Here is a 21,717-nt window from a genome sequence, read left to right on the forward strand (position 1 = left end):
GCAATGATCTGGGCCGCACTCATCCTCGTCGCCGGCGTCATCGGCGCCGGGGTCAGCATCTGGCAGCATCTCGGGCTCTCCGCTCGTGCCCGTTCCTGGGCGACCGCGTGGAACCGGGGCGGTGTGGGCGAGGACGTCGTACTCATCCATCTGCCGTGCATCTCCGCGCTGGCCATCACCGGCTCGACGGCGTTCGGGCTGGTGCCGGAGCAGACCGCGGCATGGACGGTCATCGGTGGGCTCTTCCTGCTCACCTGCATCGTCTACCCGCTGCTGGTCGTCGTGCCCACGCCGTCGTTCATCAAGCCGAAGTGGTATCGCGAGTCGCGCCCGAAGAAGAAGCGCAGCGCGGGAAAGAAGTGACCTTGTCCGATCTCCAGACGACCCTGACGCTCCCGGACGGCTGGGAGAGCGTCGACCCACCCGAGGGCGTACGTTTCCTGGCGCTCGCACCGGAGAGCGGGACCTTCCGCTCGAACCTCACCGTGACTGCCCAGACCAACGGCGACCTCGGGTTCCGCGATTGGCAGGTCGGCTCGGAGATGGCGTTCGCCGAGATGATGCCGGGCTACACGCCGATCGACCTCGAGCGGCTCACGATCGCCGGGCAGGAGGCGGGGCGGCGGCTGGCGATGTACGACGGGCCGGGCGGCTCCGCGCTGACCATGGAGCAGTGGTTCGTCGCGATCGACGGAGTCGGCCACACCCTGACCGCCACGGTCGTGACCAGCGACTATGCGACCTGGGCGGCCCAGATCGACGCCACCGCCGCGACCTGGAGCCCGGCATGAGCGCGGCGACGACCGCGCCGACGGAGGTCACCTGGATCCTCGCCGGACCGGGCGGACGGCTCGAGCACCGCGCCGCGGTCGACCCGATGGGCATCCACCTCGAGCTCGGCCTCGACGGCACCCGTACGCAGCCCCTCGACCTCCCACGGGGCCACCTGGTCCCGAGCCTGGTCCGCACGCTGAAGATCCGCCCGGTCAAGGGCGCCGTCGGGTCGGTGCGCCCGTTCCCGACCGCCCGGATGGCCGAGCTGCTGGGTGAGGACCAGGACACACGTGACGCGGTCCTGCAGGAGCTCGGCGCCCGCACCGCCTGGTCGATCACCGTCGACTCGTGGCAGCTCGCCGGCATCAACGGCCCCGGCGGCCTCCATCTCGCGCTGGCGGACAGGCTCACCCCGGTGACCAACACCGCCTTCTACCGGTTGCTGTGCCAGCAGCTCGGCGCCTACTGATCCCGGCGGAGCGTGAGGGTCGCGAAGTCGGCGCCGAGGATGCCGAAGGCGTCGACGAGGAGGCGGGCGACGAACTCAGCCTCCGGCTGGGACACGGTGCGCCAGTAGTGCGGCAACCCAGGAGCCGGGGCGATCGGGTCGGTCTCCCCGGGCGTGAGCCAGCCGGCCGCGCGAAGCGCTTCGTGCTGCTCGGCCGAGGCCTGCCAGGTGCCACCGATGTGCTGCGTACCTGTGAACTCGGCGTAGAGGGTCTCGTCCACGCACAGCACCTGACCCCAGCGGAACGGCGCGGGCGCCGACGCCTTGGACCTGAGCCGAGCCAGGAAGCCTGACGGCTCCGGTGCCGCCGGCTCCGGCTCACCCACCACCACGAACTCCTGCTGCCCGAGATCGGCGAGCTCGGAGGCGATCCGTTCCTGCCACTGCGTCGCGTCCATCCGTCCATCCAACCAAACGGGCGACGCACGGCCGGGGAGCGGCGTTACCGCCGTGTTCACACCCCAGGGGTTGTCACACGCTCGCGGCACTGGTTGCATCGATGAGCTGCCCCCCACGGACAAGGGACCCCCACATGCCTCTCGGGAAACGACTCACCCGCAAGCTCGCCCTCGCGCTTCCGCTCGCCGCACTTCTCACCGCCATCCCGGCGGCCGCCTGGGCCGCCCCGCCGCCGGCGCTGCCGGCCTCGGCGCCGGAGGCCGACCGCACCTGGCAGCCGGCCCTCGACTTCGACACCGACGGTTGTTACAGCACCCCGGCGATCGGCCCGGACGGCACGCTCAACGGCGGCCTGGCGATGGGCGGCACGGTCAACGGCCAGTGCCGTGACCTCTCCGACCTGCAGAACACCAACGTCTACTCCCGCTCGAAGTGCAACAACGGCTGGTGTGCGTACCTCTACGGCTACTACTTCGAGAAGGACCAGGTCTCCTGGGGCCCTGGCTCGGCCGGCCACCGCCACGACTGGGAGCACATCATCGTGTGGGTGCAGGACGGTCACGCCCGCTACATGTCGGTCTCCCAGCACTCCGGCTATGAAATCAAGCCCGAGTCGGAGCTGCAGTTCGAGGGCGGTACGCACCCCAAGGCCGTCTATCACAAGGACGGCGGCAGCACCCACTGCTTCCGCTTCCCCAAGGCCGACGGCGGCGACGAGCCGCCCGAGAACCACGAGGGCGTCTGGCAGGTCAAGGGCCTGGTCGGCTGGGACAACTACCCGGCCGGCATCCGCGACCGCCTCGTCGCGGCCGACTTCGGCGCCGCCACCTTCAAGCTCACCGACGCGCGCTTCGGCAGCACGCTGGCCAACGGCAAGCCGGCCGGGGTCTCCCTCGACCCCTACGCCTGACTCCTGGTCACACCAGGGCGTACGGCGCCTCCGTCGCGCGCCCCTGGAAGGCGAGAATGGCGGGGTTGAGCACCCGGCCGTCGCGGATCTCGATCGCTCGGCGCAGCGTCTCGACGGCGTCCCACGCGGTGGGTCCCTCGAGCGCCGGCCGCAGGAACGGGATCAACGCGTTGCTGTTCTCCCAGGTCGCCGAGTTCCACAGGTACGACGGACTGTGGTCGACCGCGTAGTAGAGGACGTTGTCGCCGACCACGAAGGCGGGCTCGTCGAAGGTGGTCGGCCGGGCCCAGGCGAAGCCCATGCCCAGGTCGCAGGAGACGTCGACGATGACGCTGCCGGGGCGGAACGCGGACAGGTCCTTCTCCTCGAGGTAGATCAGCGGGTTGGCCGTGTCCTGCAGAGTGCAGTTGACGACGATGTCGTTCTCCGCGAGGTACGGCGCCAGGGGCTCGCGTCCCCGCTCGGTGATCACGTGGCTGAGGTGATTGCCGTCCGGCTCGTGGTCGAACTGCCGGATCCGCACCGAGTGGATCGGTGAGCCGACCGCGGCCACCTCTCGGTTGGTGAGCACCGCGACCTCGTGCACCCCGTGCGCGTTGAGGGCGGTCACGGCGCCACGTGCGGTGGCCCCGAACCCGATCACCACCGCGCTCAGGCGGCGACCGTAGTCACCGGTCAACCCGGCCAGCTCGAGCGCTTGGAGGACCGAGCAGTAGCCGGCCAGCTCGTTGTTCTTGTGGAACACGTGCAGCCCGACCGCACCGTCGCTTGTCCAGTGGTTCATCGCCTCGAAGGCGATCAGGGTCAGGCGCCGGTCGATGGCGATCTGGGTCAGCTCTGGGTCCTGTACGCAGTGCGGCCAGCCCCAGAGCGTCTGCCCGGCGCTCAGCGCCTCGACGTCCTCGAGCTGCGGCTTGGGGAGCAGCACGACGTCGGAGTCGGCCAAGATCTGGTCGCGTGACGCGAACCCGGCGACGTACGTCCCGAGAGTCTCGTCGCTGACCCCGAACCGGGCGCCATACCCGTCCTCGAGAGTGATCCTGGACCGGATGTCAGGGTCCAGGTGCGGGATGTGCTCGGGGTGGAGCGGCAGCCGGTGCTCGTTCTCCTTGGCCGACGAGCCGATGACACCGAGCCCCAGATGCATCATCTCTTCTTCGGCGGGTGGATCTTGTCGGCGAGGGTCTCCTCGGACCCGGCGTTGCGCTTCTCGGCGCGCTTCGCCTTGATGGATTTCCCGGACTTCTTGGACATCTTCTGTCGCGGCGACTTGTCGCTCATGGGGATCTCTCTGATGGGAAGCCTGAATGGCTCCATCCTTCGACAGTACGCCCTTGCTGGTCAGTAGCTGTCGTCTTCGGCTCGAGGGGGCTCAGTCGGCATCCGGACCGCCTCGTCGCAGCCCAATTCGGCGCGGCGACCTGGAAGCCGGCCGAGGCCTCCCTCGAGCCTTACGCCTGAGCCGGCCGGCTTCCACTTCCCGCAGCTCAGGTGCTCTGCGAGAAGTCGAACAGTGCGATCGGGGCCGAGGTCGGTTCGTCGGAGCCTCCCTCGGGCTCGACGGTGATCCCGGCCGCGCTCGCATCGGCGGCGTCGCCCTCGAGCACGAAGGTCTGGTCGCTGCCCTTGGGCATCAGGCCCGCGGGGACCATGACGTTGTCGTGCTGGAGCCAGAGCTCATAGACCTTGCCCGAAGGGGCGGCCGGCATCCCGGAGGTGACCAGCACGGCCCTGTTCTCCGAGACCGAGCGGACCACCCGGGCCCGCGCCTTGCCGGGCAGGTCGACGGCCACGGTCGTCGCGTCGTCCGCACGCAGCACCCGCTCTGCCGTCGACATGGTCTGGCTGGTGTCGTCACGGATCAGTTCGACGGCGGCGACCGTACCGGTGCCGACGACGGCCAGCACCGCGGCCGCGGCGGCGAACGTACGCCACCCGAACCGGTGGCGGCCGGTCGACGCGGTCGCCGGGGAGACGGTCTCGTCGGCTCGGTGACGCGGCGCGGTCTCCGGCGGTAGCGGCCGGATCTCCTTGATGCCGGCGAGCAGGCGGTCGCGCATCTCCGGTGGCGGGGCGGTGTCGGTCAGTGCGCCGAGCATCCAGGTGCTGTCGCGGAGGCTGGCCACCTCGTCACGGCAGTCCGCGCAGACGGCGAGATGCTCCTCGAACCGAGCGCGCTCGACGTCGTCGAGCGCGTCGACGGCGTAGGCCCCGGAGAGGGCGTGAATGTCATGCGCGGTCATCGGCTCACTCCCATCGCGTCGCGCAACCGGATCAGTCCGTCCCGGATACGGGTTTTTGCAGTGCCTATCGGCAGATCAAGCATGGCGGCGACCTCAGTGTGGGTGTAACCGCCGAAGTAGGCCAGCTGTAGTGCCTCCCGTTGCACAGCTGTCAGGGTCTCGAGTGCCGAATGGACGCGGCGGGCCTCCAGGGAGGTCTCCACGGCCTCGGCCGTCGTGTCGTGGGGCGGGGTCTGGGTCGTGCCGTGGTAGGCGGTGTCGTTGCGACCGGCGGACTCCGCTGACCGGACCCGGTCGACCGCACGGCGATGAGCGAGTGTCAGCAGCCACGAATGGGCGCTGCCCAGGCTCTCGTCGTACCGGCTTGCCGTGCGCCACACCTGGAGGAACGTCTCCTGGGTGACCTCCTCGGCCTGGGCCGGGTCACGCACCACCCGCAGCACCAGTCCGTGCACACGGGCGGAGGTCGCGTCATAGAGGGCGGCGAAGGCTTCCTCGTCGCCTCGGGCGGTACGACGGAGGAGTTCGGCGAGCCCCAGGGACCCGGATCCCTCCGGCGACGAGTCGCCGGAGGGAACTGAGCTGAGCGGTCTCATGTGTCGATCCTCGCGGATATCCGGTCCGATGTCCCGATCAGGGCATCAGGACGGTGTCGACGACGTACACCGTGGCGTTGGCGGTCGGGATGTTGCCGCACAGCACCTTGGCGTTCTCCTTGCCCACGGTGAAGTTCTCGTCGGATCCCTTGACGTCGATCTTGTCGCCGGCCAGGGTCTCGTGCTCACCGGCGACCTCGTCCGGACCGAGCTGGCCGGCCACGACGTGGTGGGTGAGGATCTTGGTCAGCGTCTTGTTGTCGGCCATCACGGCGTCCAGGTCGGCCTTCGGGATCTTCTTGAAGGCGTCGTCGGTCGGGGCGAAGACGGTGAGCCCGTCGGCGCTGTTGAGCGTGTCGACCAGCTTGGCCTGGCCAACCGCGGCTACCAGGGTCTTGAGCAGCGGGTTGGCGCTCGCGGCGGAGGCGACCGGTGCGGTCGCCATGCCGTTGAACGAGCCGGCGCCGTCGGCGGGGATCAGCTTGCAGCCTTCACCGAAGGTCTGCGCCCCGGCGTTGTCGGCCTCGTCGGTCTCAGCGGGCATCGACTCGGAGGACTCGTCGGTCTTGGAGCCGCTGTCCTTGGCGCCGGTGTCCTCGGACCCACATGCCGAGAGTCCGAGTCCCAGCAGGAGGGCCAGGGTGGCGGCCGCGCTGCCGGTGCGGGTGATCGTGTTGATCTTCATGGAAGGGCCTTTCGAGGGAGGTTCTTTGTTGCTGTCATGAGGGCTTCGGCACGGTGGCCAGATCGGATTTCTTCTTTTTTCAGGTGACGGTGACGACGATTTCCTGGATGCCGCTCGACCCGTCCGGGAACGGGGCGGCGCGGTCGTCGCTCTGCACGGTGCCGTCGCGGTCGGTGACCCGCACGGCCAGCTGATGGCTGCCGGGATCGGCGTCCCAGGGCAGGAACCACTGGCGCCAGTAGTCGATCCCGGCGTCCGGGCCGAGCTCGGCCTGCTGCCAGCGGCCGCCGTCGATGCGTACGTCGACCTTGGCGACGCCGTGATGCTGGGCCCAGGCGACGCCGCCGATCACGGTGCGGCCGGCGGGGATGTTGCTCAGCGGCCGGGGCGTGTCGATCCGGCTGGAGAGCTTGATCGGGGCATCGATGGCCCAGTCGCGGTCGGTCCAGTAGGCCGTCGCCTCGTCATAGCGGGTCAGAGTGAGCTTGGTGACCCACTTGGTGGCACCGACGTACCCGTAGAGGCCGGGCACGACCAGCCTGGCCGGGAAGCCGTGGGTGCGGGGGAGGACCTCGCCGTTCATGCCGAGCGCGATCATCGCGTTTCGGCCGTCGAGCGCCGCCTCGAGCGGGGTGCTGATCGTGAACCCCTCGACGTCGGTCGAGAGGATCTGGTCGGCGTCCTTCCCGACGCCGGCCTCCTCGAGCAGGTCCTTGAGAGGTACGCCGGTCCAGCGCGCCGCGCCGACGAGCTTGCCGCCCACCTCGTTGGAGACGCAGGTCAGGGTGATGTCGTGCTCGACGTTCTCCCGTTCACGCAGGTCGTCGTAGCTGAAGGTCAGCTCGCGCTCGACGTCCCCGTCGATGGTCAGCGACCAGCTGTTCTGGTCGACGATCGGGACGGCCAGCTTGGTGTCGACCCGGTAGAAGTCGCGGTTGCGGGTGATGAACCGGGAGATCCCCTTGTGCTTCTCCTCCAGCCCCGCCGGCAGCGTGGGCAACGGGTCGCGGACCCGCGGCAGCATGATGTCGGCGAGCGCGGTGCGACCACGAACGATGAGCTGCCCGCCGGTCGCTGCCGCGGCGGAGACGAGGGCCAGCGCCCCGAAGCCGATCAGCACGCTGCGGCGGGTGGCAGCGCCCTCGCTCGGGGCGTCGCTCCGGTGAGCCGGTGTGCGCTCCGTGGTCAGGGCGCGGGTCAGCAGCACCAGCACGGCGGGCCCGAGGACGAGCGCCACAACCGTGGGCACGAGGTCGGTGACCTCGAAGAGCGGCTGGCGGACCACGGCGGCTCCGGCGAGCACGACGAGTCCCGCGATGAGCGCGACGGCGAGTCGCAGCCGTCGGCGGGCCACGACGCCGATCGCGGCGGCGAACGCGATCGTGACCAGCAGCACGCTGCCGATCAGGATCGGCTTGTCCGCGCTGCCGAGCTCGCGCACCGCCCACTCCTTGACCGGAGTGGGGGTGGCGTCGATGACCGCGGTGCTGACCGCGAGCGCCGGTGACGAGGCCGGCGTCAGCAGCGCGGCCGTCAGGTGCGCGACGGACATGCCGACCGCTCCGGCGAGCACGCCGGCGGCGGCATGGGCGAGGGTGTGACGATCCAGACGTCTCATGGGGGTGGTTCGCGCCCGGAGACGGAGCGGATTTCCTGTAACACGCTGTTCGTAGGACTACTCGCCCTATGAGAACGACCGGATAGTCCTACGAACAGCGTGTTACACGGGCGATCGACTCAGTCCGTGTCGTGCATCTTGGCGAGCCTGGCCCGCAGGCCGGCCACCCTCTGCGCATTGGCGCGCAGCCCGACGTACGTGTCGCCGTAGACCCAGAGCAGCGCGTCGTCGAGCCGCCGCACGGCGCCCGGCGGATAGCGGTAGTCCATCCGCGCCATGAGGGTGTCCTCGTCCACCGAGCGCAACGCGTCGCCGAGCTCGGTCAGCGAGGTGATGCCCAGCTCGAGGATGACGCCGGAGATCCACCCGTAGTGGTCGGTGCGCGACCAGCCGGCGTCGGCGTACTGCCCGGCGAGGAACGCCGCCAGCTCACGGGGGCTGATGCGCGGGTCGTCGTCGACGGCCTCGGTGCTGGCGCCGGTCACGCCCTGCCGCAGCCGGTCCCTGATCGTGGAGAACTCGCGGTCGGCGAGCTCGAGCAGCCCGGCCGCGAGCGTGAACCGGCGGTCGAAGTCGGGTACGTGCTCGCTGGGGATCGTGCCCTTGTAGCGGATGTCGTGCTCGAACTCGGCCCAGGCGTGCTGCAGCACGGTGCGGATCTGGATCTGCGCCTGGCGGCCGCGCAACAGCTCGTACGCCGCCTGGCCCTCGCGCGCGGGGTCGAGACTGACCAGCAGGTGGCGGCTGGCGTAGCCGAACCGGCCCTCGCTCGCGGTCTCCTCGCCCATGTCGCGGTCGTCGTGGACCACGACCTGGTCGTCGAGGAGGTCGGCGACGGCCTGGACGTCGCTGTGGACGTACGTGATCACCCGTAGCCCGATCTGGTCGGTGATCTCGCGGAGCGGGTCGGTGAAGACCGGCCGTCCGTCGACGGTGCGCGCCGCCTTGGCCGCGAACGACGCGACCGACTTGGCGCGCGAGGTCACGGTCAGGTAGTTGATGCCCGCCTCGTCGAGGATCGAGGTCACCAGCCGTACGTATTGGTCGGCTGCCTCCTGCAGGATCGGCTGGAGCGCGGCGTACTCACGGACCGCGGTCCCGGGGTCGTGGACCGTCGCCCCGGCCCGTCCGCGCGGTGTGGGGCGGAGGTCATCGGGCAGCGTCGGCGTGACGATGTAGCCGGTGGCGAAGTCGCCGTAGGTCGTGGTCCGGTCCGGTGCGCGGGTCGCGAACAGGCCGATGTAGGCACACAGGACCGCGTCGACCTGGTCCTCGACCGCGCGCAGCTCGCTCTTGCGTACGGCACTCTCGGCGGCGGTGCGGAGGGCGAGCCAGGACGGGTCGTCGAGCAGCAGCGGCGGCTCGGCGGTCGTCAGACCCTCGAGCAGGCCGAGCAGCACGAGCAGCTCGGCACGGAGCTGGTCGACCTCACGCCCCGACTTGTGCTTGTACTTCAGGGTCCGGCCCAGGCGGAACAACGCGACCGTCGCGGGGTGCGGATAGACCTCGATCGCCCGCCGCCGTCGGCCCGAGCGGGGGTTCATGTCGAGCCCGAGCCGGGCCGCGATCCGGGCGCCCCGCGGCTGCTCGCTGAACTCCGGCTTGCTGGTGTTGGTCGGGTGCGCACCCGCGTCGAAGCGGGCGAAGTCCTTGTTGAGCGCCGCCTCGGCCGGACGGTTCCCGGTGGGGTTGGTGACGATCAGGGGAGCGTCGATCGCGACCAGGCAGTCGCCGTCGACGTACGGCTCCAGGGCGGCGACGATCTCGTCGTCGGTCTTGGCGGCCGAGACGTGGACGAGGCGGCCCTCCTCGTCCAGGACGGCCAGGCCGGTCGGCCTGCGCACGCCCCAGGCGAGGTCGACTCCGATGAAGTACATGGGGCCAGCCTGCCCGCCCGTGCGGCGCGGGTCTAACACCGAGGTCTGTCAGCGGGTCGCCTGGACGATCGTGATCGGCCCGAACCGGTGCTCGATGTGGTCGATCTCGCGGGCGTCGGTGAACCCGGCGTCGGTCAGGATGGTGACGATCCCGTTGTCGAGGTTGCGCTCGGTGTGGGCGTTCATCCCGCGGTGCCCGTGCCCGCCGTGTCCGTGGTCGGGGGCGCCGAAGTCGACGATGGTGACCCGACCACCGGGCTCGAGCACCCGATACGCCTCGCGCCCGAACCCCTCGCGCCCGGCATCGTCGACGTGGTGCAGCGCGAGCGAGGAGACGATGTGGTCGACGCTGCCGTCCTTCGGCAGCAGCCGGTCGGCGTACCCCTGCACCAGCGAGAGACGTACGCCGCGCCGACCCGCCTTCCGGGCGGCGATCCGCAGCGCGCCGGCGTCGGGGTCGTGCCCGGTGACGACGGCCTCGGGGACGGCGCGGAGCACCGCGAAGGAGAGGTTGGCGGTGCCGCAGCCGACGTCGAGCACGCTCTGGCCGGGCTGGATGCCGGCGAGCTCGACCGTCCGTTCGTGGAGCTTGCGCACGCGGGCGAAGCGGGTGAAGAGGTCGTAGAGGGGGAGGAGCCAGGTGCGGCCCATGCCGGGGAGGAAGTCTCGGCCCTGATCGCTCTCGGCGCGGCCGTCGATGATCTGTATGGTGGTCATGGTTCCACGATGGGATATTCTGCGGATTTGCGGTGGGAGGGAAGTCGGTAGCGATGGGACGTTCTTCGGATCATGCCTTGGCGGGTGGTCGTCCTGTGCGGATGGTGCGCGCCGACGGCACCCCGGTCTACGGCTGGGACCAGAGCCCCGGCATGCCGGCGGTCAGGGTCGTACCCCTCGATCCCGACTGCGACACCGAGCACCTGCCTCCCGGCAACCGGCACGCCCACGACTTCTGGGTGCTGGCCTACATCGAGCACGGCGGCGGCGCCGTCGACCTCGACGGGAAGCAGGTGGCGCTGCGTGACGGCGAGGTCCACGCGGTCGCCCCGGGTGAGGTCGTCGCGGCCGAGTCGATCGCCGAGCTCACCCACGCCCGGGCCTGGTCGGTGGCGTTCACCCCCGACGCCATCCCCTCATTGGCATCCATCTCCCCGCTCACCTGGGCCCACCACCCGCTGCTCGCGTTGTTCGCCGCCGACGGCCGTCGCGCGGTGGTGCCCGAACCCGAGCGCCCCCGCTGGCAGGCCTGGCTGACCGAGCTGGCCGACGAGCTACGCCACCCCGACCGCCTCGGCGCCCACGACGCCGTCACCGCGCTCCTGTCTCAGCTCCTCGTGGCGTCGGCCCGCCTGGCCCCGTCTGCTCCGATCGCCCCGGACCCGCTGGTCACCCGCGTCTTCGACGAGATCGAGAGGACGTACGCCACCCGCGTCTCCGCCGGCGACCTGGCCCGATCCCTGGGCTACACCCCCGGCCACCTCACCACCGTCGTCCGCCAACGCACCGGCCGTACGCTCCTCGACTGGCTCACCGAGCGCCGCCTCACCGAAGCCCGCCGCCTCCTCCGCGAAACCGACCTGCCCCTGTCGGTCATCTCCACCCGCACCGGCCTCACCGACCCCGGCTACCTCGTACGCCGCTTCAAGGCCCGTTACGGCACCACCCCCGACCGCTGGCGCCGGGAGGCTTGAGCGGCCGTGGCGTTCTCCTACCGCACTTCGGCGAAGCGTGGCTCGAGTCCGCACATTCCCCTGCCGTTCAGTCCACGCAGCACTATGGTCACCGAGGTGATCACCATCATCGTGGCGGCCATGGGCTTGATTGCCACCTTGGGCGCAACCTGGCTCTCGGGGGAAATCGCCCGTCGTAAGGACCGGGACAATCGAGTTCTCGAGGCAAAGCTCGTCGTATACGGAGAGTGTGCCGGGGGACTGTATGAGTACCTGCGCGTCTGCTTCGACAGATCTGACGCGCGCATCAAGAATCTTCCAGAGGACGAGCGAGAGCCACGCCGGATGGCGATGTACGGCATGGAGTCCCGCCTTCGGGCTGTCATCGGTCAGGTCGCCATCCTCAGCGGCGACGAGGACCTGTTGGCCGAGTTGGAGACGGTGCGAGAATCGATTAGGTCGATAGGGACCGAACCCGTGGAGATGGATGACCTCGTCGAGCGCCGCCATCAAGCGCTGAAGGAGGTCGATCGGGTGATGCGCACGGCACGAGCGGACATGACAAGGTCGTAGGATCGAGCAGCTTCCGTACGTTTCTCAACCTTCCTCCACCGTCTCGACCTCAGCCTCGCCAAGATTGAAGCCTGAAACAGCATCACTTGGCACGTGCGCGGGCTTCGGCCAGTTTCGCCTTGAGCCAGTCAGGAATGGCGTCCTCACGTCGCGGGAACTTGTCGAGGTCGAGTCCGTACAGACCCGGATCGATGTCGCGCCGCCATGCGGGCTCGTCGTCGTAGTTGAAGTCGACATCCGCCCTTCGCTGTCCGCCCTGGTTCGTCACGGTCCACTCCAATGACAGCCAGGTGCCTGCTCCCGGTCGGTACATGACGTGGCGCAGTTCTTTGAACAGCTTCGATGCCTGTCGTGGTCCCAGAGTTCCGGTTGTGGAACCGTCAGGGCGGGTGACCTGCATGGTCTCTTCCGAGAACATCGACAAGGCGCGCCGATTGAGGACGAGTTTCGTCCAGTCTCCCGTGACACTCTCCGACAGAAGCGATGAGATCTCCTCGATCAGTTCGCCCTGGCGGATCAGTGCCGGAACCTCGGGATCAGTCGTCTCGGACATTCTCGAATTCCTCTCGTATGGGGTCTCCGCCGTCGATCCGGTACTCGGCGGTGATGGCCGTCGGCGTTCGGCTGTCGCTGTCCTCGGGGTAGTCGATGTACAAATCAATCTCGACGTTACGCCCGGTGTCGACCATGGCACGCAGTTCGGTCTCAAGTCGGTAGAAGCTGTTCGGGATGGAGCCGTACTCCTGCGAGCCGGACCGATTCAGTTCCTGGAGCATGGCGACGATATTGATTCGCTCCGCTCCTCCCGCGTGTGCGTTCTGGTGGAGATGGCCGCCGTCATAGCCGTCTCCGGCGGCTCTTCCGACTGACGACTGGATCGACGGTGACCGCGGCGCATCGCCGCGCCTAGCTTGTACGTCGCTCGCTCTCACGGTCCTGGTTCCGTTGTCGGTGTCGTAGCGGAACCGGTCGCTGACAACGTAGGTCACGTTGGCCGCTGGGTAGTTCAGGTCCCAGTTCAGGTTGCCCTTCGCTCCGAACGCCGTCTCGACGTGGATGACGCTTCCCTCTTCGTCCGTGTAGTAGGTCCCGCGCCCAGCCACTTGGTAGGCCGTGCTTGGCTCCAGCTTGAGACCGTCCGGTGGGAACCGGGTCCTAGGTCCGAGAGGCATGATCGCGGCCGTTCGCCTTACAGGTGGCGCCGGGTACATCTCGCTAGCCCTGACAAGTGGGTGCGGCCCGATCGGCCAGCCGTACTGCGGATCTCTCTTGCTCGCAGGCGGTGTGGCTGGCGAGCGCGCGACGAGCCCTACCTCGGCCGAGGGCGATGCCTCCAGCGCCTTTGGCGCTGGAACGTACGGCACGAAGCTGGCCGCATCAGGATCGGTCCAAGTCGCCCCGGGCGGTGGCAGGTACGGAAGAGCGAAGCTGGCCGACCGCGGACCAGCGTGTGTGGGTGTCGCCTCGACTCTGTTGGCGACGCTTTGTGTTCCAGACGCAGCACCCGCTCGTGCTGCCACGGCTGCCCTGAGAGGCGCGAAGGCGCGGTTCAGGACAGGGCCGACGGTGTACGCCTGCGGACGCACCAGCTTCCAAGCGACATAGGTCAGGACGCCGATGAGACCCAGCTTGAGGACGAACCAGATGGTGTCGGAGGCAAGGATGGCAGCGAAGAATCTCAGCAGCAGAAGTCCGACGAGGAAACAGACGGGACCCATCACCAACGGGCCGGCGACGCGCTTGAGCATCGCGACCGCTGCGTCGCGCGTGTGGTCGATCGTGAACAGCACACCCAGTGCCGGTGAGAAGGGGACAAGAAGCCGGATCAGGGCGTACGCGAGCAGCGTGGCGAGAGCAGCGAGGAGCAAGAAACCGCAGGTCACCAAGATCATGACGAGGTTCACGAGCGAGGTGGTGACTCGCTGTGACCAGTGGCCGCCTTTGAAGTGGTCGTACGCGAGCGCGTCGGTCTCTTTGATCTGCTCGGCGTACGTCTTGAAGTCATCGGCCTTCTTCTCGACGATCTTCGCGCCGGCGCCCTCGGGATCGCCGCGGTAGGTCTCGTACTCCTCCCAGGAGAAGTGCGTTGCGGCGAAGACCTTAGGCCCGTACTCCTTGGCTGTCGTCGAGTCCGGATTGCCGAAAACTCCCGTCGCCCAGGTGCGGTACTGCGTGGTTCGGACGATGTGGTCGAACTGGATGTCCACCGCGACCACCGCCGACTCGTCGCCGAGGTCTTTGGCGTCCTCCGGGAGAGCCTTGTCGTCGTTGAACGACGTGGCGATCAGCTCGGTCGCTCCGCGCACTCCGTCATCGACGAGGTGGACGGCCTCCAACGGGTAGTTCATCAACCAGGACGAGAGGCCGAGTACGAGAAGCGCCCAGGCTGCTGCGGTGGCCGACCCGGCGAATCGACCGGCCCGTGACCGCAAGATGATGATCACGGCGACGAGAAGGAGGACGATCGGCAACCATGGCGACCACACTCCCTGTGCGGTTGCAGTCGTGGCATCCACGACGGGTTCTTCGAGTGCGATCAGCCATGAGCTGGGGGAGAGCACCGAGTGAAGCAGAGCGTGGGACCAGTTCGGCAGCAGGCCGGAAAGTTCCAGCAGGATGTTGCTGATGGCCGTCCCGGCGTCGGCCACGAACTGTCCCGTGCAGCCGTTGTCGTAGGTGAACCATTGCGGCGAGGTTCCGTAGACCGATTCGATCGACGCCGGGTGTTGAGCCGCGAACGGATCTGCCGAGCGTCCCGCACGATCGATATCGAGCTCGACGACGAACGATCCGAACCCATGAGGTGAAGCCGGAATCGGCGCATCGAGGTTGTTGCACGCGTCCTCGCCCGGGATCGGCAACGGGTCGAACGGTACGTCGATCGCCGCAGCCGGGAGCATGGTGAGCAACGTGAGCAGAAGGGTTGCCAAGGCCAGCAGTCGGCCAAACGCCCGCCTGCCTCCCCGATCCCTCGATGCCGCCCGAGCAGCCTTCACGTGAAGTGTTCTACCCGCGACCACCGACATCTAAACCGAATCAAGCAAAGAATCTCGCGCAGTAGGGCCAGGCCGTCTTTGCTTAACGCGTCGAGAAGCAGGTCACCGACCCCTGGTGCGGCCGCGACGCGGCGGGCGAGGCCAGTTCCTGGTCACGACCGTCGCGGTTGGTGACCCGTGCGCCGGCTTCGCTGGCTTTCGCCGAGGCTGCAACCGCACTGGCAGTAGCGGCCTGCGGGCTCACGGATGTTCGATGATGCCGTGTCGGTGAAAGTTGCGATGGTAGCGGACGTTGTTCAGATCAATGTCGTGGTCAGCGTGTAACGACAACGTGCCGAGGACTGAGCCGTCCGCGGTGTAAGCGGTCAGGGCGTCGTCCAGGTAGAGCCCGCCCTTATCGAAGGCTGCGTGATGGTTAGGGCAGAGGCAGAGGATGTTGTTCATGGTGTCTGGACCGTGGTGCGGCCTGCCGAGAGGTCGGATGTGCGCACCTTCTGAGTACCCGCCGGCTCTAACTTCGATCCGGATCCCGCAGACCTGACAGGTGTTTGCGTACATGGCTTTCACCATGGCAGTGACCTTCGTGTCTCGGATAACTCGTTGGCTGATGACGGTCTTCGTGCCCGGATCAGTCTTGCCTGGTGGGAGGATGAGTTCGACCGGCTTGTCGTAGAACGGGTCGACTCGGGATGGGTCCGTTGAAAGCGGGGTATCAGAGCGGCGGGGTTCCGAGCCGAGGCCGAGTTCGACATACGCGCGCCTGTTTGCGGACGCGTTCTCTGTAGGTGTGTACGGGGCCGCTTCCTCAGGGGTGAGTTGGACCAGGTGGAACATCCAGCGACGGAATCCGTCGTCCGGGTAGTTCTCATAGTGGTTGACCACCTTGTAAAGGCCGTCGTATCGATAGTCAACGTCGGGCGCGTATTCGCTGTCCGATGCTTTGCCTCGAACGACACGGACAGGGAGACCAGTCTCCTCCGAGCGCACCAGGGCCGCGTTGTCGTTCTTGTCGAGGGATTGGTCCTCGACCGGCTTCTTAGTGTCGCGATCCTGTCCGCCTGCGCCGGTGTAGAAGATCTCGTGTCCGTAGTCTTCGTCAGTCTCGTAGCCCCCTGAAACCACGATGGAGGCGCACCCGACACGGCGGTTTCCGGCGATGCCTTGTTGAAGGACTTGGTGGACGCCGGCATCCGCCAGGGCGCGGCGGCGGGCGTACGAAGTGCCAACGGGCTGTCCCGGGATCTCTCCGAAGAAGTACTCGGCCATTACTTGATCTCTAGGAAGAGATCGGTCCACGCGATGTCGAGTGCGGTGGTAACCGCGTGGAGCGTGCCGAGAGTGGGATTGGCGGTGCCAGCTTCGAGACGTCGAACCATTTGGACGGAAACGTCGGCGGAGCCGGCCACCTGCTCTTGAGTGAGTCCTGCTTGTTCGCGGAGATAGCGCAGGCGTGAAGCGAGAGTCTGCGCCGTGGTTGTGGGCAGAGGTCGGTGGGTTCCGGCCTTGGTTTTCGACACGCGTCAACATTGGTCAACATGCATTCGCCAGACGAGAACATAAAAGTTCTGTACGAGGCTGGCTACTGGACGCTCTCGTCTGGCCGAAGCTCCCCGTTCCGCAGGGCACAGAGGGTGTGCTCGCATACTCTGACCCCATGACCAGGGGGTCGCGGCGGGCGACGGTGAAGGATGTCGCGGCGCTGGCGGGGGTGTCGCCGAAGACGGTCTCGAACGTGATGAACGAGACGGCGCTCGTACGTCCCGACACCCGCGAGAAGGTGCTGGCGGCGGTCGCGGAGCTGGACTTCGTGCCGAACCTGAGTGCCCGGAGCCTGCGGAACGGGCGGTCGGGGGTGATCGCGCTGGCGCTGCCGGACCTGTCGACGGCCTTCTCGGCCGAGATGGTGCACTGGGCGGTGCAGGTGGCGCACGCGCGGGGGATGGCGGTGCAGATCGAGGAGACGGGGGCCGAGCCGAAGCGGGAGCACGATCTCGTCTCGCGTGCCCGCGAGCACCTCGTCGACGGCCTGATCCTCAACCCGATCCGGCTCCAGGACAGCATCATCGTCCATGACGATCAGGTGCCGCCGGTCGTGCTGATCGGGGAGGTCGAGCAGCACAAGGTCGACCGGGTGCTGATCGACAGCCGGCAGGCGGGGTACGAGGTGGCGGCTCACCTCCTGGACCGGGGTGCGCGCAGGATCGCCGTCCTAGGCGGCGAGACGGGGGCTGTCGACGCCGTGGCCACCAGCGTCCAGCGGCTCGAGGGCTATCACCGCGCACTCCGCGACCACGACATCGAGCCGGACCAGGCGCTCGAGGTGAACGTCGAGGAGTGGTCGATGGTCGGCGGGGCCGGGGCGGCAAAAGAGCTGCTGAACCGGGGAACAACCTTCGACGCGATCATGGCCTTCACCGACTCGATCGCGTTCGGGGCGATGCATGTGCTCCAGGAGCATGGGCTCGAGGTGCCCCGGGACGTCCTGGTCACCGGTTTCGACGACGTCGAGCACGCCCGCTTCATGAACCCGACGCTGACCACGGTCGCCCTGGACCGGCGCGCGTACGCCGAGGCAGCGGTCGACCTGCTGCTGACCCGGATCGGTGACCGAACCGCGCCGCCGCGCGCAGTCGCGATCCCGCACGAGCTGGTCGTCCGGGGGAGCACCACGCGGTAGCTAGTGGGCGGTCCGGCGGCCGCGGGCGATCCACGCGCCGACGAGGATGCCCAGCAGGTAGCCGATACCCGCACCGATGAGGAGCGTCGTGCTCATCGGGAGGGTGGCTTTCGGGACGTCATGCCTCCATTGGCCCTCGTGATCGAGACCCGGTCGGTCGGCGTCGGGAGGGATCCACCGAATAGGGGAGGACGAGACCCTTGCCCACGCCATTACAACGATGTAATAGTGCGCGTGCAACGCTAGGAGACCTATGACCCACGCACGTATCACCATCGACCGTGACTTCACCATCGCCGACGTACCCCGTCGTCTCTTCGGCTCGTTCGTCGAGCACATGGGGAGGTGCGTCTACACCGGCATCTACGAACCCGACCACCCGACGGCCGACGACCGCGGCTACCGCAAGGACGTGCTCGAGCTCGTCCGGGAGCTGGGCCCGACGGTCGTACGCTACCCCGGCGGCAACTTCGTCTCCGGCTACCACTGGGAGGACGGGATCGGCCCGGTCGCGGACCGGCCCCGCCGCCTCGACGGCGCCTGGCACACGATCGAGACCAACGAGTTCGGGCTCCACGAGTTCATGGGCTGGGCCCGGGAGGCCGACGTCGAGGTGATGGAGGCGATCAACCTCGGTACGCGTGGGGTGGAGGAGGCGCGGGCGCTGGTCGAGTACGCGAACCATCCCGGCGGGACGTACTGGTCGGATCTTCGCCGGCGCAACGGCGCGGAGGAGCCCTTCGACATCAAGCTGTGGTGCCTGGGCAACGAGCTCGACGGGCCCTGGCAGATCGGCCACAAGACAGCGCACGAGTACGGCCGGCTGGCGCAGGAGACGGCCAAGGCGATGAAGCTCGTCGACGACTCGATCGAGCTGGTCGCGGTCGGCTCGTCGAACCGCTACATGGAGACCTTCGGCTCGTGGGAGCACACCGTGCTGACCCACGCCTACGACGAGATCGACTACATCTCGATGCACGAGTACTACCAGGAGCGCTCCGGCGACGCCGCCTCCTTCCTGGCCGAGGCGGTCGGGATGGACGCCTTCATCGACGGTGTCGTGGCGACCATCGACGCCGTCAAGGCGGCCGGCAAGCACACCAAGCAGGTCGACATCTCCTTCGACGAGTGGAACGTCTGGTACATGGAAGGGCTCGACACCGCCGACCAGCCTCACCAGGTGAGGAAGGAGTGGCGCGAGCACCCGCGGCTGATCGAGGACACCTACTCCGTCACCGATGCCGTGGTCGTCGGCACCCTGCTCAACAGCCTGCTGCGCCACGGCGACCGCGTCCGGATCGCCAACCAGGCGCAGCTGGTCAACGTGATCGCCCCGATCCGCTCGGAGGAGGGCGGCTCCGCCTGGCGGCAGACGATCTTTTGGCCGTTCGCCCGGATGGCTGCGTTGGCCCGTGGGCAGATCCTGCGGCTGGCGGTCTCGGCCGACCAGATCGCCACCGAGAAGTTCGGCGACGTCGACGTCATCGATGCTGCCGCCACCTGGTCGAAGACCGACAGCCGGGTCGCGCTCTTCGTCGCCAACCGTGGGCTCGAGGAGGCTTCGGATGTGACGGTCGACCTGCGCGGTCTGGGAGTCACCCGCGTGGCGAGCGCCGAGGTCCTCACCATTCCCGAGGGCGGCGACCGGCATTCATCCAACGTCGAGTCCGCTCCCGACGTTGTCGGGCTGGTGCCACTCGAAGGCATCGGGGTCCAGGACGGCGCGGCCCGGCTCACCCTGCCCCCGCTGTCGTGGGCGGTCGTGGAGTTCGAGGTCGCCGTGGCCTGAGTTTCGGTGTTGCGGATCAGCAACGCCAAGGCGTAGGTTCGTGTTCATGGAGGGGACCCTCGCCCAGCGGCTGCGCACCGCGCGGATGATGAACGCGCTGTCCGCCCGTCAAGTGGCAGCGCTGGCGGGGGTATCTCCGTCGACCGTGACAAGGGTCGAGTCGGGCAAGATGAACCCGACGTACGACGTGGTGCTCAAACTGCTCGACGCGGTCGGCCTCGACGAGCGGTTCGACCCGGTGTCCGACCCTCTCGCCGCGGCCACAGCGCGCTGGATCCTCGGCGTCGGGGAGGAACCACCAGAGGCCGACTACTGGATCAACCGGTGGATCATGACCGGGACGTTGAAGCTGGACGGCGTCGGTGACGTCACCGTCCCCGACCTGCAGACCTTCGCCTTCCGGGCCGGTCGCGCGGCGGCTCTCGCCTATCGACCCAAGGTGGTCAGGGTGCGTCAGGACCGCGGTTGGGACGACGTCGCCGACGGACTGATCCGGGCCGATCTTGCATGGGCCGGGACGGGGGACCGCGCGGCCAACCGCCTGGTCTATTCGGCGAGTGAAAGCCAGCCTACGTTCTACGTGGAGAACGTGGACGCCGCGATCGACGCGCTCGGTCTGGTCTTCAAAGGGCCGCGGGAGTGGGGCAAGCCGATCACTTTGCTTCCGTTCGACGGCTTCAGCGAGGCCGGTCGTTGGCAGGAGGACGGCCTTTGGTACGTCGCGCCCTGGCAGATCGTCCTCGACTGCTATGGCGGAAACGACCGGGTGCCAGAGCAGGCCGACACCATCCTGGAGGCGCTGCTTGCGCCTGAATCCGAAGACAAAGGTGTGCACAGTGCCTGACGGGTCTCGCCGTTCCATCAGCCCGTTCGTGGAAGTCGCGGCAAGGCTGCAGATGCCGGCCTCATCACGAGCGTTCGCGGGGGTCCATGCGGCTATGGCGCCGAGCCGAGCAGCGCTGTGTGCTGCATTGGACGCCATCGCCTCGCACCGTGATGCGGTGACCGTTGCAGGCGCCCACGCGGTCTTCGAGCGCACCCGCGACCTCGACATAGCGGCGGACGCCACCAAGGACGGAGACCTTGCCCTGACGCCAGCGCTGGTGGGCGCTGAGCCACGACTGGAGACAGCGATGCGCGGGGCAGGGTTCCGGACTCTTGCGGAGCTCGAGGACGAAGCACGTCACCACGATCCTGGACTGCGCCGCCGATACGGGGCGCAGCCCGGCCTGTGGGCAACTGGGATAGGCACGTCGGGCGACCCGATCGGAGAGGTCGACCTCCTGGTGCCGACCTCGATCGCGGGAGGCGGGCGTCGGTCTGCCCACGCGCTCAAGAGCCATGGCAAACAGGCGACGCGCCACACGCCGGGCCTGGAGCTCGTTGTCCTAGATCGATCACTGATGAAGGTCGAGAACTTCGTCGACGGCTCGATGAGGGATGCGTGGGTGGCCGGATATGCCGGTCTGCTCTGCGCGAAGGCATACAAGCTCGGCGAGCGGATCCGCGAGCGTGATGGGAACGGTCGAGATCGCGTCCGTCCTAAAGATGCAGTCGACGTCTGGCGACTGCTGGCGACGAGCGATGGCGCAGCGGTGCGAGCGAAGTTCGACGAACATGGTGATGATCCGCAGTGCGGCGAGGCAATCCGCCTTGGCCAGAGCTATCTGAGGACGATCATCGGGGACGGCCACATCCAGAGCCTTGCAACTGCCGACCTGGCGGTATTCGTTCCTCCTGACGAGGTCGGCGACACGATCAGCACATGGTTCAGTGCGTTCAGGGCGTGACGAGTGATGGACGTCGCCGAGCTCGCTGAGCGGGTGCAAGAGCGCGCGGGTATGGGTCGGCATGTCCTGGGGATCGTCGGGCCGCCGGGGGCGGGGAAGTCGACGCTGGCGGAGCGGCTGCGGGACGTACTCAACGAAGCCGGAAGGGTCGCGGTGGTGGCGCCGATGGACGGGTTCCATCGGCGCAACGCGGAGCTGGACGAGATGAGTGCGAGGGCACGCAAGGGGGAGCCGGACACCTTCGACGCCGAGGGGTATGTGGCGGCTTTGCGACGGGTGCGGGCGCGGCCGGGACGGGTTGAGTGGCCGACGTTCAGCCGGGTCACCGACGAACCGGTGCCCGCAGGCGTCGTGATCGAGGACGAGCCGATCGTGATCACCGAGGGCAACTACCTGCTCCTGGACGAGGGCCCCTGGAAGGACGTACGCAGCCTGCTCGACGAGGCGTGGTTCGTCGACGTCCCCGACGACATCCTCGTGCCCCGGCTGCTCGAGCGGTTCCTCGCCGGCGGGAGGTCGCGGGCGGAGGCGGAGGCCAAGATCGCCGAGAGCGACCTGCGCAACGCCGCGCTGGTGCGGGCGACCCGGCATCGGGCCGATCTGGTGCTGTGA

Annotated in this window: 24 protein-coding genes; 11 read left to right on the plus strand and 13 right to left on the minus strand. The window is 68.0% G+C overall.

Going from position 1 to position 21,717, the window contains the following annotated elements; all coding sequences use genetic code 11:
• Positions 1-3: 3 nt before the first annotated feature.
• The 3 genes from ACIA03_RS25270 to ACIA03_RS25280 are packed head-to-tail and all read left to right on the plus strand — an operon-like array spanning position 4 to position 1,243.
• The gene (locus ACIA03_RS25270; RefSeq protein WP_396987701.1) at positions 4-363 is read left to right on the plus strand and encodes a hypothetical protein; all 360 of its coding nucleotides are present in this window, start codon (positions 4-6) and stop codon (positions 361-363) included.
• A gap of 2 nt (positions 364-365) precedes the next feature.
• Entirely contained in the window at positions 366-791 is a 426-nt protein-coding gene (locus ACIA03_RS25275) for a hypothetical protein (RefSeq protein WP_396987703.1), read from the plus strand.
• Positions 788-1,243, plus strand: coding sequence for a hypothetical protein (locus ACIA03_RS25280; RefSeq protein WP_396987705.1), 456 nt, complete (start codon positions 788-790; stop codon positions 1,241-1,243). Before ACIA03_RS25275 ends, ACIA03_RS25280 begins: the two co-directional genes overlap by 4 nt.
• Here ACIA03_RS25280 and ACIA03_RS25285 read toward each other — a convergent pair.
• The gene (locus ACIA03_RS25285) at positions 1,237-1,680 is read right to left on the minus strand and encodes a TY-Chap domain-containing protein (protein WP_396987707.1); all 444 of its coding nucleotides are present in this window, start codon (positions 1,678-1,680) and stop codon (positions 1,237-1,239) included. The genes ACIA03_RS25280 and ACIA03_RS25285 overlap by 7 nt on opposite strands.
• A gap of 134 nt (positions 1,681-1,814) precedes the next feature.
• On the opposite strand from ACIA03_RS25285, the gene ACIA03_RS25290 reads away from it, so the two are divergent.
• Positions 1,815-2,591, plus strand: coding sequence for an NPP1 family protein (locus ACIA03_RS25290; RefSeq protein ID WP_396987709.1), 777 nt, complete (start codon positions 1,815-1,817; stop codon positions 2,589-2,591).
• 7 nt (positions 2,592-2,598) lie between these two features.
• Here ACIA03_RS25290 and ACIA03_RS25295 read toward each other — a convergent pair whose 3' ends face one another.
• From ACIA03_RS25295 to ACIA03_RS25330, 8 genes are all read right to left on the minus strand, one after another.
• Positions 2,599-3,738, minus strand: coding sequence for a N(5)-(carboxyethyl)ornithine synthase (locus ACIA03_RS25295; protein ID WP_396987711.1), 1,140 nt, complete (start codon positions 3,736-3,738; stop codon positions 2,599-2,601).
• Positions 3,738-3,872, minus strand: coding sequence for a hypothetical protein (locus tag ACIA03_RS25300; protein WP_396987713.1), 135 nt, complete (start codon positions 3,870-3,872; stop codon positions 3,738-3,740). Before ACIA03_RS25300 ends, ACIA03_RS25295 begins: the two co-directional genes overlap by 1 nt.
• 206 nt (positions 3,873-4,078) lie before the next feature.
• Positions 4,079-4,834, minus strand: a complete 756-nt coding sequence (locus tag ACIA03_RS25305) for an anti-sigma factor domain-containing protein (protein WP_396987715.1) — start codon at positions 4,832-4,834, stop codon at positions 4,079-4,081.
• A complete protein-coding gene (gene sigK, locus ACIA03_RS25310; RefSeq protein WP_396987717.1) occupies positions 4,831-5,430 on the minus strand; it encodes an ECF RNA polymerase sigma factor SigK in 600 nt (199 codons plus the stop codon). The genes ACIA03_RS25305 and sigK overlap by 4 nt, the downstream gene beginning before the upstream one ends.
• 37 nt (positions 5,431-5,467) lie before the next feature.
• Positions 5,468-6,115, minus strand: a complete 648-nt coding sequence (locus tag ACIA03_RS25315; RefSeq protein ID WP_396987719.1) for a fasciclin domain-containing protein — start codon at positions 6,113-6,115, stop codon at positions 5,468-5,470.
• Between the two features lie 79 nt (positions 6,116-6,194).
• Positions 6,195-7,733, minus strand: coding sequence for a molybdopterin-dependent oxidoreductase (locus ACIA03_RS25320; RefSeq protein WP_396987721.1), 1,539 nt, complete (start codon positions 7,731-7,733; stop codon positions 6,195-6,197).
• Positions 7,734-7,852: 119 nt separating this feature from the next.
• Positions 7,853-9,610, minus strand: a complete 1,758-nt coding sequence (locus tag ACIA03_RS25325) for a DUF429 domain-containing protein (RefSeq protein WP_396987723.1) — start codon at positions 9,608-9,610, stop codon at positions 7,853-7,855.
• A gap of 48 nt (positions 9,611-9,658) precedes the next feature.
• Positions 9,659-10,327 (minus strand): class I SAM-dependent methyltransferase, encoded by a 669-nt coding sequence (locus ACIA03_RS25330; protein ID WP_396987725.1) that lies wholly within the window; start codon positions 10,325-10,327, stop codon positions 9,659-9,661.
• Between the two features lie 101 nt (positions 10,328-10,428).
• Here ACIA03_RS25330 and ACIA03_RS25335 point away from each other — a divergent pair, with 101 nt between their 5' ends.
• The gene (locus tag ACIA03_RS25335; RefSeq protein ID WP_396987949.1) at positions 10,429-11,301 is read left to right on the plus strand and encodes an AraC family transcriptional regulator; all 873 of its coding nucleotides are present in this window, start codon (positions 10,429-10,431) and stop codon (positions 11,299-11,301) included.
• Positions 11,302-11,397: 96 nt separating this feature from the next.
• Positions 11,398-11,853 carry a hypothetical protein gene (locus ACIA03_RS25340; RefSeq protein ID WP_396987726.1) on the plus strand — a complete coding sequence of 152 codons (456 nt, stop codon included), beginning with the start codon at positions 11,398-11,400 and terminating at the stop codon, positions 11,851-11,853.
• An 82-nt stretch (positions 11,854-11,935) separates the two neighbouring features.
• Here the strand turns inward: ACIA03_RS25340 and ACIA03_RS25345 are convergent, their stop codons facing one another.
• From ACIA03_RS25345 to ACIA03_RS25360, 4 genes are all read right to left on the minus strand, one after another.
• Complete coding sequence (locus tag ACIA03_RS25345) at positions 11,936-12,406, minus strand: agglutinin cell wall attachment protein (protein WP_396987728.1); 471 nt, start codon at positions 12,404-12,406, stop codon at positions 11,936-11,938.
• Positions 12,390-14,849: a DNA/RNA non-specific endonuclease gene (locus ACIA03_RS25350; protein ID WP_396987729.1), complete on the minus strand. Its 2,460-nt coding sequence runs from the start codon at positions 14,847-14,849 to the stop codon at positions 12,390-12,392. The genes ACIA03_RS25345 and ACIA03_RS25350 overlap by 17 nt, the downstream gene beginning before the upstream one ends.
• Positions 14,850-15,089: 240 nt before the next feature.
• Complete coding sequence (locus ACIA03_RS25355) at positions 15,090-16,115, minus strand: YDG/SRA domain-containing protein (RefSeq protein ID WP_396987731.1); 1,026 nt, start codon at positions 16,113-16,115, stop codon at positions 15,090-15,092.
• The gene (locus ACIA03_RS25360) at positions 16,115-16,366 is read right to left on the minus strand and encodes a helix-turn-helix transcriptional regulator (protein ID WP_396987733.1); all 252 of its coding nucleotides are present in this window, start codon (positions 16,364-16,366) and stop codon (positions 16,115-16,117) included. The genes ACIA03_RS25355 and ACIA03_RS25360 overlap by 1 nt, the downstream gene beginning before the upstream one ends.
• Before the next feature lie 137 nt (positions 16,367-16,503).
• Between ACIA03_RS25360 and ACIA03_RS25365 the strand changes: the two genes are divergently transcribed.
• From ACIA03_RS25365 to ACIA03_RS25385, 5 genes are all read left to right on the plus strand, one after another.
• Positions 16,504-17,526, plus strand: coding sequence for a LacI family DNA-binding transcriptional regulator (locus tag ACIA03_RS25365; RefSeq protein ID WP_396987735.1), 1,023 nt, complete (start codon positions 16,504-16,506; stop codon positions 17,524-17,526).
• 253 nt (positions 17,527-17,779) lie between these two features.
• Complete coding sequence (locus ACIA03_RS25370; protein ID WP_396987737.1) at positions 17,780-19,315, plus strand: alpha-N-arabinofuranosidase; 1,536 nt, start codon at positions 17,780-17,782, stop codon at positions 19,313-19,315.
• A gap of 46 nt (positions 19,316-19,361) precedes the next feature.
• Positions 19,362-20,159 carry a helix-turn-helix domain-containing protein gene (locus tag ACIA03_RS25375; RefSeq protein WP_396987738.1) on the plus strand — a complete coding sequence of 266 codons (798 nt, stop codon included), beginning with the start codon at positions 19,362-19,364 and terminating at the stop codon, positions 20,157-20,159.
• Positions 20,160-20,316: 157 nt separating this feature from the next.
• Positions 20,317-21,105, plus strand: coding sequence for a hypothetical protein (locus ACIA03_RS25380; protein WP_396987740.1), 789 nt, complete (start codon positions 20,317-20,319; stop codon positions 21,103-21,105).
• Positions 21,106-21,111: 6 nt separating this feature from the next.
• On the plus strand, positions 21,112-21,717 hold the full coding sequence (locus ACIA03_RS25385) for a nucleoside/nucleotide kinase family protein (RefSeq protein WP_396987742.1): 606 nt from the start codon (positions 21,112-21,114) through the stop codon (positions 21,715-21,717).

Origin of the sequence: Nocardioides sp. NPDC051685 (assembly GCF_044453405.1) — a bacterium.
Lineage (GTDB): Bacteria > Actinomycetota > Actinomycetes > Propionibacteriales > Nocardioidaceae > Nocardioides.

What these genes read in the sequence shown, in the direction of transcription:
- ACIA03_RS25270 (WP_396987701.1), top strand. Translation starts at nt 4, where the DNA reads ATGATCTGGGCCGCACTCATCCTCGTCGCCGGCGTCATCGGCGCCGGG.
- ACIA03_RS25280 (WP_396987705.1), top strand. Translation starts at nt 788, where the DNA reads ATGAGCGCGGCGACGACCGCGCCGACGGAGGTCACCTGGATCCTCGCC.
- ACIA03_RS25285 (WP_396987707.1), bottom strand. Translation starts at nt 1,680, where the DNA reads ATGGACGCGACGCAGTGGCAGGAACGGATCGCCTCCGAGCTCGCCGAT.
- ACIA03_RS25290 (WP_396987709.1), top strand. Translation starts at nt 1,815, where the DNA reads ATGCCTCTCGGGAAACGACTCACCCGCAAGCTCGCCCTCGCGCTTCCG.
- ACIA03_RS25295 (WP_396987711.1), bottom strand. Translation starts at nt 3,738, where the DNA reads ATGCATCTGGGGCTCGGTGTCATCGGCTCGTCGGCCAAGGAGAACGAG.
- ACIA03_RS25300 (WP_396987713.1), bottom strand. Translation starts at nt 3,872, where the DNA reads ATGAGCGACAAGTCGCCGCGACAGAAGATGTCCAAGAAGTCCGGGAAA.
- ACIA03_RS25305 (WP_396987715.1), bottom strand. Translation starts at nt 4,834, where the DNA reads ATGACCGCGCATGACATTCACGCCCTCTCCGGGGCCTACGCCGTCGAC.
- sigK (WP_396987717.1), bottom strand. Translation starts at nt 5,430, where the DNA reads ATGAGACCGCTCAGCTCAGTTCCCTCCGGCGACTCGTCGCCGGAGGGA.
- ACIA03_RS25315 (WP_396987719.1), bottom strand. Translation starts at nt 6,115, where the DNA reads ATGAAGATCAACACGATCACCCGCACCGGCAGCGCGGCCGCCACCCTG.
- ACIA03_RS25320 (WP_396987721.1), bottom strand. Translation starts at nt 7,733, where the DNA reads ATGAGACGTCTGGATCGTCACACCCTCGCCCATGCCGCCGCCGGCGTG.
- ACIA03_RS25325 (WP_396987723.1), bottom strand. Translation starts at nt 9,610, where the DNA reads ATGTACTTCATCGGAGTCGACCTCGCCTGGGGCGTGCGCAGGCCGACC.
- ACIA03_RS25330 (WP_396987725.1), bottom strand. Translation starts at nt 10,327, where the DNA reads ATGACCACCATACAGATCATCGACGGCCGCGCCGAGAGCGATCAGGGC.
- ACIA03_RS25335 (WP_396987949.1), top strand. Translation starts at nt 10,429, where the DNA reads ATGGTGCGCGCCGACGGCACCCCGGTCTACGGCTGGGACCAGAGCCCC.
- ACIA03_RS25345 (WP_396987728.1), bottom strand. Translation starts at nt 12,406, where the DNA reads ATGTCCGAGACGACTGATCCCGAGGTTCCGGCACTGATCCGCCAGGGC.
- ACIA03_RS25355 (WP_396987731.1), bottom strand. Translation starts at nt 16,115, where the DNA reads ATGGCCGAGTACTTCTTCGGAGAGATCCCGGGACAGCCCGTTGGCACT.
- ACIA03_RS25365 (WP_396987735.1), top strand. Translation starts at nt 16,504, where the DNA reads ATGACCAGGGGGTCGCGGCGGGCGACGGTGAAGGATGTCGCGGCGCTG.
- ACIA03_RS25370 (WP_396987737.1), top strand. Translation starts at nt 17,780, where the DNA reads ATGACCCACGCACGTATCACCATCGACCGTGACTTCACCATCGCCGAC.
- ACIA03_RS25375 (WP_396987738.1), top strand. Translation starts at nt 19,362, where the DNA reads ATGGAGGGGACCCTCGCCCAGCGGCTGCGCACCGCGCGGATGATGAAC.
- ACIA03_RS25385 (WP_396987742.1), top strand. Translation starts at nt 21,112, where the DNA reads ATGGACGTCGCCGAGCTCGCTGAGCGGGTGCAAGAGCGCGCGGGTATG.